Genomic DNA, 7,791 nt, shown 5'->3' with positions numbered 1-7,791 from the left:
CAAATCCATAATGTAATACCCAGAATACAAGTAATGATACTAAATACGCTACAACAAACGGATACACTACACTAAATAAAGTCCATTTAGTGCTTCCTGTTTCTGCTTTAATTGTTGCGACTGTACTAATACAAGGTATATATAGCGAAGCAAATACAACATAAGACATTCCACTAGCGATAGTGAATGCTCCTGCGATATCTCCTGCGAACAGTATTTCAAGTGATGATGCTACTACTTCTTTTGCTAAGAACCCACTGATCAAACTAGATGTTGCTTCCCATGTTCCAAATCCAAGAGGAGCAAACAACCATTTGATTCCACCAGCAATCATTGCTAGGAATGATTCATCGGGATTGACATTGAATCCATCAAATCCATTATTGGCTAATACCCATAGAATCATTGATCCTATTAGGATAAATGTTCCCGCTTTTTTCACAAAACGCTTTGCTTTACCTAGCGCTTGATATAACACAGTTCTCATTTGCGGCATACGATAAGGAGGCACTTCAAGTAGGAACTTACTTCCCTCTCCTTTAAAGTATGTTAAGTTTAATAGTTTTGCACTTAATAATGTCACTGCGATACCAAGTAAATAGATACTAAAGATTACTACTCCTTGATATGAATCAAATATCTTACTAACGATTAATCCATATATTGGTAATCTAGCACTACATGATATAAACGGTATTGTAAGTATCGTTAAGATACGTTCTCTTTTATCTGCGATTGTACGTGTTGCCATAATCGCTGGCACAGTACAACCAAATCCACTGATAATAGGGACAATGCTCTTTCCATTAAATCCAAATCGACTCAAGAAACGGTCCATCATTATCGCAACACGTGCCATATAACCTGTTCCTTCTAAGATTGCGATTAATGTGAATAATACAACAATCTGTGGTAAGAATACTAAAACTCCACCGATCCCTGCGAGGATCCCATCAATGACAAGACCATACATGAACCCAGATAACCCAATGGCCTCTAAGAACTGAGATGTGTAGTTAACTAGTATCTCATCCCAGAATAATTCAAAGTAACCTGTTAGGAAGTTTCCTAGTCCTAGGAAATTCCCAAAACTGATTTGATAAATCAAAAACATACTTATCATAAATAGAGGAATCCCATAAAGAGGATGGGTAATAAATCTATCTACTTTTTGATTAAAGTATTTTGAATGTTCTTTTTCCTCTACTTGGATCAAACAATCTTCAATCAATTCTTCAATAAATGTTCTTCTAGTATTAAAAATGGCTCCTTTAAGACTTAACGCCATATCTTGATCAATAATTTCTTTTTCAACTCGTGCGACTATTTTTCTAATATCTTCTTCTTTATGTAAGTCTAAATACTGATATATTCCTTCGTTACCTTCTAATAACTGAAGAGCAATCCATTTCTTTTTCACTTGGAAAATATCATGTCGTAGTAAATCATGAATATCTTTGATCCCTTTTTTAACTGGAGCTGGATATTCTAAATGCAATGCTTTATGTGGTTGTAACTCTTTTAAACTTTCAACAACTAAATCTCTATCTTCTATGTTACGTTCACGTGCACTAACACTAACTGCATTTACATTTAAAAATTCCTCTACTTTTTTAGTATCAATGATATAACCATTATTACGTAAAGCATCCTTTAAATTAAATACCATAAGTGTTGGTGTACCCAGTTCTAGTAGTTGAATACTTAAATGAAGGTTTCTTTTTAAATGTGTACTATCAATAATATTAATAATACCTTTGTAACTTTCATTTAATAATGAATATGTCACAACACCTTCATCTTGACTATTAGGTGATACATTATACGTTCCAGGTAAATCTACTAAATTTGCCCCTGGATAGTTTTTTATGTGATGAACACGCTTTTCTACAGTAACACCACTATAGTTCCCTACGTGAACATGTGATTGTGTCATTGCATTGAAGAATGTACTTTTCCCTACGTTTGGATTACCAGCTAGTAAATATATCATATACTTACCTCAATTAATAATGCGTCATCTTTTCGTAAACATATCTCAATATCATCAACTTCTATTAAGTATAAGTTTCCTCCTGATAGTACATTTAGTAAAATGATGTCTGCCCCTTCGTAAATCCCCAAATCCATTAATCTTTTAGTAAAATGTTTCTCTATTCTACCAAGAGATTCGATAATACCTTTTTGAAGTTTTCTCATCTTTGTAATGTTCATTTCATCACTCCTATGTTTACGATTATATATAAGTGGTTATCTATAATCAATTTATTTTGTAAGTTTTCTAAATAGACTTATAAATAAATCTTTTAAATAAGTTTTACTGCAAAAAAAAAGAGTCTAATCGACTCTATTATTTAAACGTTTTATGAAACAAGCTCCATCTTTTTTACACGTTTCCTTTTCATAATGAGAACATTGTCCCTCAACTACTAACTGTAGTTTGTTAACTGAAAAGTCTTTGAATATTGGGTTTCCTTTGATTTGATCAAATAGATCTGAATCATTAATCTCAATAATGTTGTTGTTTACTTTACAAGTAACGTGGATGTGTGAGTCTGCACTATGAGATGATTCATCAATTGTTAAATCGTAGTGTTTCTTTCCATTGATAAAGATTTGAGTTACAATTTTGTGCTCTAAAAGAAAATCAATGTTGTTATACACTGTTCCTAAGTTATTGTACCCATTTTTTCTTAAATCGTTATAGATATCTTGAATCGTTAAATGCTTACCTTCTAAGACATCAATAATCGCTCTTCTTTGCTTTGTTATTCTTATGTTTTGTTTTCTTAATTCCTGAAATAATTTTTCTCTTTCATCCATAATTATCACCTGCTCCTATATTAACATTTTTATAAATAGAATGTAAACTAATATACTTATTTTGATTACTGTTCTTTATTTTGATCTAATTTTCTAATAATTTCATTTTTAACAAATTCAGGTACAAAATGAGATAGTTCTCCTTTAAACTGTGCAATTTCCTTCACAGTTGTACTACTTAAGTAACTATACTTATGTGCTGTCATAAAGAACACACTATCGATACTTTTATCTAGTACTCGGTTTGCATGCGTTAATTGAAATTCATACTCAAAATCGGTTACAGCTCTTAATCCCCTTACGATATGTGTAGCTCCCAAACGTTTGGTAGAGTTTACTGTTAAATCATGTGAGATGATCACTTCAATATTATCAATATGTTCTTCCAGTGCACGTTCGATCAATGATTTCTTTTCAATCGCTGTAAACAATCCCGCTTTATTCGGGTTCTCACTCACTAGAATAACTAATTTATCAAACACTTTTAGTGCTCTTTTTGCGATATCCATATGACCATACGTTATTGGATCAAAACTTCCTGGGTATACTGCTTTTTTCATTACAACACTCTCCATTTCATATAGGTAACTTTCGTTTTCCCCATTTTTTTAGATTTCGTTGTTTCAAAATTATTTGTATCATCAATTACTCTATCATTATCAGATAGAATAACGATTATTCCACTTTTTAATAGTAATTTGTGCTCATCAATATAATGTATTACTTCTTGTACAACGTTCAGCTTGTACGGAGGATCTAATAGAATAACATCAAAAGAACTACTCAATTCTTTTAAACATGATTCATAGTCTTTCTTATATAATGTTACATCGTTGCTTAAATCTAGTGTTTTGATGTTGTTTTGTAAAACTTTATATGCATCTGCATTAAAATCATTTAAAACAACATGCTTAGCACCTCTACTTAACGCTTCAATTCCAAGAGAACCACTCCCACTGAATAAATCAAGGATTTGACTATCTGGAATATAGGTTGAAATACTATTAAAGATACTCTCTTTAACTCTATCTTTTGTTTCTCTTGTATTATCGCTGTCTACTTGTTCTAAAATACGAGATCTATGTGTTCCTGCGATTACTCTCATATATATCACCTTATTTCGTAAATATAATATATGTAATTAATATAATTAGCAAGTAATTTGTTATAAAAAGTGCTTATCTATTTCAAATAAAAAAAAGGCCGATTGGCCTTTTCTTAATAATTAAATGTAATATTGTGTACTGTTTCTTTATCTAGTCTTTCAACCAACGCTTTTGTTAGTGAAACCATAGCTTCATAATCTTTCTTATGAACGATTGAAGTATGTGAATGTAAATAACGTACTGGTAAGCATAAAGCCACTGTTGGAGCTCCTGACCCAGTCATATGGATTGCTCCACCATCTGTTCCACCACGCTCTAAGTATGTTAATTGGAATGGGATTTTTAAGTCTTCACATGTTTTGATTACAAAGTCTCTTAATCCTTTGTGTCCAATCATTGAACCATCTTTAAACATAATTCCAACACCATTACCTAATTTAGTGTTTTTGTCTCCACCAGGGAAATCGTAAGCAATTGTAGTATCTAATGCAATTCCGATATCTGGTTGAATGCGGTGAGCTGATGTTCTAGCCCCACGTAATCCAACTTCTTCCATTACAGTACCAACTGCGTAATAAACATTGTCATGTGTTTCAATTTGTTCTAGTACTTCCATAGCTGCAGCACATCCGACTCTATTGTCCCATGCTTTTCCTAGTAAAAAGTTTTTGTCAGCCATTTCTTTGTATTCGATAAATGGTGTGATCATATCTCCAGGTTTGATATTTAGTTTTAGAGCTGCTTCTTTGTCTTCAACACCTAAATCTAAATACATGTTTTTCATATCAACTGGTTTAGCACGTTCTTCAGGAGTTAAGATGTGTGGTGCTTTCGCTCCGATAACACCTATAATTTCTTTTCCGTCTGCGTTTGTAATTGTCATTTGTTGAGCAAGCATAACTTGTCCCCACCATCCACCAGCTGGAGTGAATTTAACATATCCTTCTTCAGTAATAGTTGTTACCATGAATCCAACTTCATCCATATGTCCTGCAACCATAATCTTTGGTCCATCAGGATTTCCAACTTTTGTACCAATAATACTACCTAAGTTGTCATATGAAACTTCTGCATTTGGTGCCATTCTCTTAGCCATGTACTCACGTACTTGACGTTCGTTTCCAGGGATACCATTTAGCATTGATAAATCTTTTAATAAATTTCCCATAATTTTACTCTCCTAAATAATGATTTTCTACTTTGATTATAACATAAATTAAGTTATAGCAAAGCGATTTGTTAGAATTCTAGATTTACAACATTTTTAGATATTTTGTCATATAAAAAAAGGGTTGAAAAACAACCCTATTCTTTAATACTTTTCTTCAATCTTATTAATTTGATTATCTATGAAACGATCTAAAATAAATAAGAACTTTTCTGCATCTTCATCACTAATACCTTTAACTAAATCCGAGATACAAGCATCTTCAATAATACTTACTTCTTCACATAAACGTTCACTACCTTCAGATATATAAATATTTTGAACGCGTTTATCGTTATCGTTTTTCACTCTGTAAATATAATTGTCTCTTTCAAGTCTTGATAATACACCTGATAGAGTTGCTTTATCCGTATCCATCTGCATTAAGATTTCCTTTGCTGTAATACCTGGTTCACGGTTAATAACGCGTAAAACCATTAACTGAGAATATGTAATGTTTAAACGTTCTAAATGTTTACTCATTAAGCGTTTGTAAAGCATACTGCTTTTGTTAAGCTTATAACACATCTCTTTTACCATAAATGTAACCTCCCTTGATAATACGTATACAAAACAATTATACATAAAAAGAGCAAATTGTCAAAACATTACTCACATATCCTATATAATAATTTTAGGGAAGTGATACAATGTTCAAAGATTTTGAAAACAATAAACATATAACGAATCAGGAAGTCATGGATTTGATGAGTAACGGTGATATAAATATTCTCGATGTCAGAGAATTATTCGAGTATAATATATGTCACATACCTGGATCAATTTTAATACCAATAAACAAGATAATTAGAGATTATGATACCGTGTTAGACAAGAATCAAACATATTACATTATTTGTCACACTGGTCAACGAAGTTACTTCATTACAGACTACTTGACAAAGAAAGGCTTTGACGTCTTCAATATTGTCGGTGGTATATCTGGTAATGAAAAGTACAATGTGCCTTACTAAAATATTATATTTTCATAGTCAGTACTATTCTTTAGTTCCTGAACGGCTCAAAAGATAAGAAAAGGACTCAAATTGAGTCCTTTTTATTATACTGTTTTTCTATTTCTAATTCGTTCGAATAACCTATAAGAACCATAGAAATATGCGAGTGCAGCTACCTCTACAAAGATCAAATAATAAGGGATTCCACCAACGTATTTTATAACTGAAAACTTCTCTAATTTCGCTGGATCAACGAACATAAAAAAGAAATCTGTGTTGTTAAAATAGTTAAATACACCCATAAATATTGCAAGAGTTTGCATAATAATGAATCCATTTATTACATCTTTTTTGCTTGGTAAGTAATTATGTACAAATGAAACGTATAATGGTGCAATTAATAATATCCCATGTGCAAACATGAATTGATAGTATCTATAGTATTTAAAGTTGTAACCAATAATAGGATTGCTTAGTGATACAACCACTCCTAATGTTCCTGCAAGTAAAACAAATGAATGTAATGCTTTATTCATTGTAAATAACATTATTACACACACAAACATTGCGATACTGCATAAGTGGAATGGTAAAACTATTGTATCTGTCCAACCATATAAGTTAATCCTTAATGCGTAATGGCTAATATATAGCACTGCAAGTGCTATTGCCATTCCGTATCTTATTCTCTTCTCTAATACTTTGTTTTCTCTAATAATATCTTTTTTCTTGAACAATATATATATTGCAATCCCTATTAAAATCAACGGGATGATTCTCTCGAAAATAGTAATATCATGAAAAATACCTGTTCTATAATGACTTCTGTAATCAAAAAACTGTGACATGTTGTAGCCCCCTTGGTTGTTATTATACTATAAAAATGTGTAAATAAAAATCCTAGAATATTGGAAATCACCCAATGCAGAACCTCGGTTCTACTAGTGCGGTAGCCTCTTATGAATACCGGTAGGGTTCCTTTAGAATCAAAGGCATCCAGCAAAGGTAACATCTCGGCCCCATTTAATTTAAGTTGAGCTCGCGTGTGAGTGATTTCCAATCAACTAGGATTACAATTTAATTATAATACTATTTATACCGTTTGTCAAATGGACCACTTTATAAATAAGACCCTTTTATTTACAAATAAAAGAGTCTTTGTCTTATTAACTTTCGCTGTTTTCGTACACTGCTAATATCATTACTAAATAGATCAGATATGTTATATAGAAATACATTGGCTGTACCCATCCATTGACAAATGCTGTTACAAACACAAGGACCAAGACAACGCGCTTCCACGTGTTCTTTTTAGAAAATATAAGTTTCACTTTTTCTATAAATAACCACGATAATGCGGCAAACCCAACAACCCCTAAAGTGCTTACTTGAGCGATTATGTTGTGATAGTTCTTAGCTCCATCTTCTAATAAGTAATGTCTAGAAGCATATATACCCCCACTACCTATTAACCAATTACTTTTAAAAGTGTCCCATGCAATAACAAGCAATTTATACCTATCATCAAAAGCAAGGAGTTCTCTACCAAACAATGCATCAAAATACCCTGATATAGTACCATTTTGTTCTAGAACTATGACAAAGATACCTAGGACTAGTAATGCTCCAATACCTTGTAATAATAGATTGACCTTTTTTTTAGACTTATAAAACATATAGGGAACCATAAATGATAAAA

Annotated in this window: 10 protein-coding genes; 1 reads left to right on the top strand and 9 read right to left on the bottom strand. The window is 31.9% G+C overall.

From position 1 onward, the window contains the following. From feoB to AC2LE6_RS07790, 7 genes are all read right to left on the bottom strand, one after another. Positions 1-1,993, bottom strand: a 1,993-nt coding sequence (feoB, locus tag AC2LE6_RS07820; RefSeq protein ID WP_484478709.1) for a ferrous iron transport protein B, incomplete at its 3' end; no start/stop codon positions are given. Next, complete coding sequence (locus tag AC2LE6_RS07815; RefSeq protein ID WP_484478708.1) at positions 1,990-2,214, bottom strand: FeoA family protein; 225 nt, start codon at positions 2,212-2,214, stop codon at positions 1,990-1,992. The genes feoB and AC2LE6_RS07815, both read right to left, overlap by 4 nt. Positions 2,215-2,337: 123 nt before the next feature. After that, entirely contained in the window at positions 2,338-2,823 is a 486-nt protein-coding gene (locus AC2LE6_RS07810) for a Fur family transcriptional regulator (RefSeq protein ID WP_484478707.1), read from the bottom strand. A 65-nt stretch (positions 2,824-2,888) separates the two neighbouring features. Next, positions 2,889-3,383 (bottom strand): pantetheine-phosphate adenylyltransferase, encoded by a 495-nt coding sequence (gene coaD / locus AC2LE6_RS07805; protein WP_484478706.1) that lies wholly within the window; start codon positions 3,381-3,383, stop codon positions 2,889-2,891. Next, positions 3,383-3,928, bottom strand: coding sequence for a 16S rRNA (guanine(966)-N(2))-methyltransferase RsmD (rsmD, locus tag AC2LE6_RS07800; protein ID WP_484478705.1), 546 nt, complete (start codon positions 3,926-3,928; stop codon positions 3,383-3,385). The genes coaD and rsmD overlap by 1 nt, the downstream gene beginning before the upstream one ends. Before the next feature lie 113 nt (positions 3,929-4,041). Further along, entirely contained in the window at positions 4,042-5,097 is a 1,056-nt protein-coding gene (locus tag AC2LE6_RS07795) for a M42 family metallopeptidase (protein WP_484478704.1), read from the bottom strand. Positions 5,098-5,241: 144 nt separating this feature from the next. Next, entirely contained in the window at positions 5,242-5,676 is a 435-nt protein-coding gene (locus AC2LE6_RS07790; protein ID WP_484478703.1) for a MarR family winged helix-turn-helix transcriptional regulator, read from the bottom strand. A 110-nt stretch (positions 5,677-5,786) separates the two neighbouring features. Here AC2LE6_RS07790 and AC2LE6_RS07785 point away from each other — a divergent pair, with 110 nt between their 5' ends. Then, a complete protein-coding gene (locus AC2LE6_RS07785; RefSeq protein ID WP_484478702.1) occupies positions 5,787-6,110 on the top strand; it encodes a rhodanese-like domain-containing protein in 324 nt (107 codons plus the stop codon). Positions 6,111-6,196: 86 nt separating this feature from the next. Here AC2LE6_RS07785 and AC2LE6_RS07780 read toward each other — a convergent pair whose 3' ends face one another. Both AC2LE6_RS07780 and AC2LE6_RS07775 read right to left on the bottom strand, forming a co-directional pair. Beyond that, a complete protein-coding gene (locus tag AC2LE6_RS07780) occupies positions 6,197-6,940 on the bottom strand; it encodes a TMEM164-related integral membrane acyltransferase (protein ID WP_484478701.1) in 744 nt (247 codons plus the stop codon). Positions 6,941-7,258: 318 nt separating this feature from the next. Beyond that, on the bottom strand, positions 7,259-7,791 hold a 533-nt coding region (locus AC2LE6_RS07775; protein ID WP_484478700.1), incomplete at its 5' end, for a hypothetical protein.

It is taken from the genome of Candidatus Izemoplasma sp., assembly GCF_982632705.1.
Note: the sequence above shows the minus strand (reverse complement) of the source record. Positions and strands in the feature narration are given on the sequence as shown.

Coding starts and splice junctions, on each gene's coding strand:
- AC2LE6_RS07785 (WP_484478702.1), top strand. CDS start 5,787: ATGTTCAAAGATTTTGAAAACAATAAACATATAACGAATCAGGAAGTC.
- coaD (WP_484478706.1), bottom strand. CDS start 3,383: ATGAAAAAAGCAGTATACCCAGGAAGTTTTGATCCAATAACGTATGGT.
- rsmD (WP_484478705.1), bottom strand. CDS start 3,928: ATGAGAGTAATCGCAGGAACACATAGATCTCGTATTTTAGAACAAGTA.
- AC2LE6_RS07810 (WP_484478707.1), bottom strand. CDS start 2,823: ATGGATGAAAGAGAAAAATTATTTCAGGAATTAAGAAAACAAAACATA.
- AC2LE6_RS07795 (WP_484478704.1), bottom strand. CDS start 5,097: ATGGGAAATTTATTAAAAGATTTATCAATGCTAAATGGTATCCCTGGA.
- AC2LE6_RS07780 (WP_484478701.1), bottom strand. CDS start 6,940: ATGTCACAGTTTTTTGATTACAGAAGTCATTATAGAACAGGTATTTTT.
- AC2LE6_RS07790 (WP_484478703.1), bottom strand. CDS start 5,676: ATGGTAAAAGAGATGTGTTATAAGCTTAACAAAAGCAGTATGCTTTAC.
- AC2LE6_RS07815 (WP_484478708.1), bottom strand. CDS start 2,214: ATGAACATTACAAAGATGAGAAAACTTCAAAAAGGTATTATCGAATCT.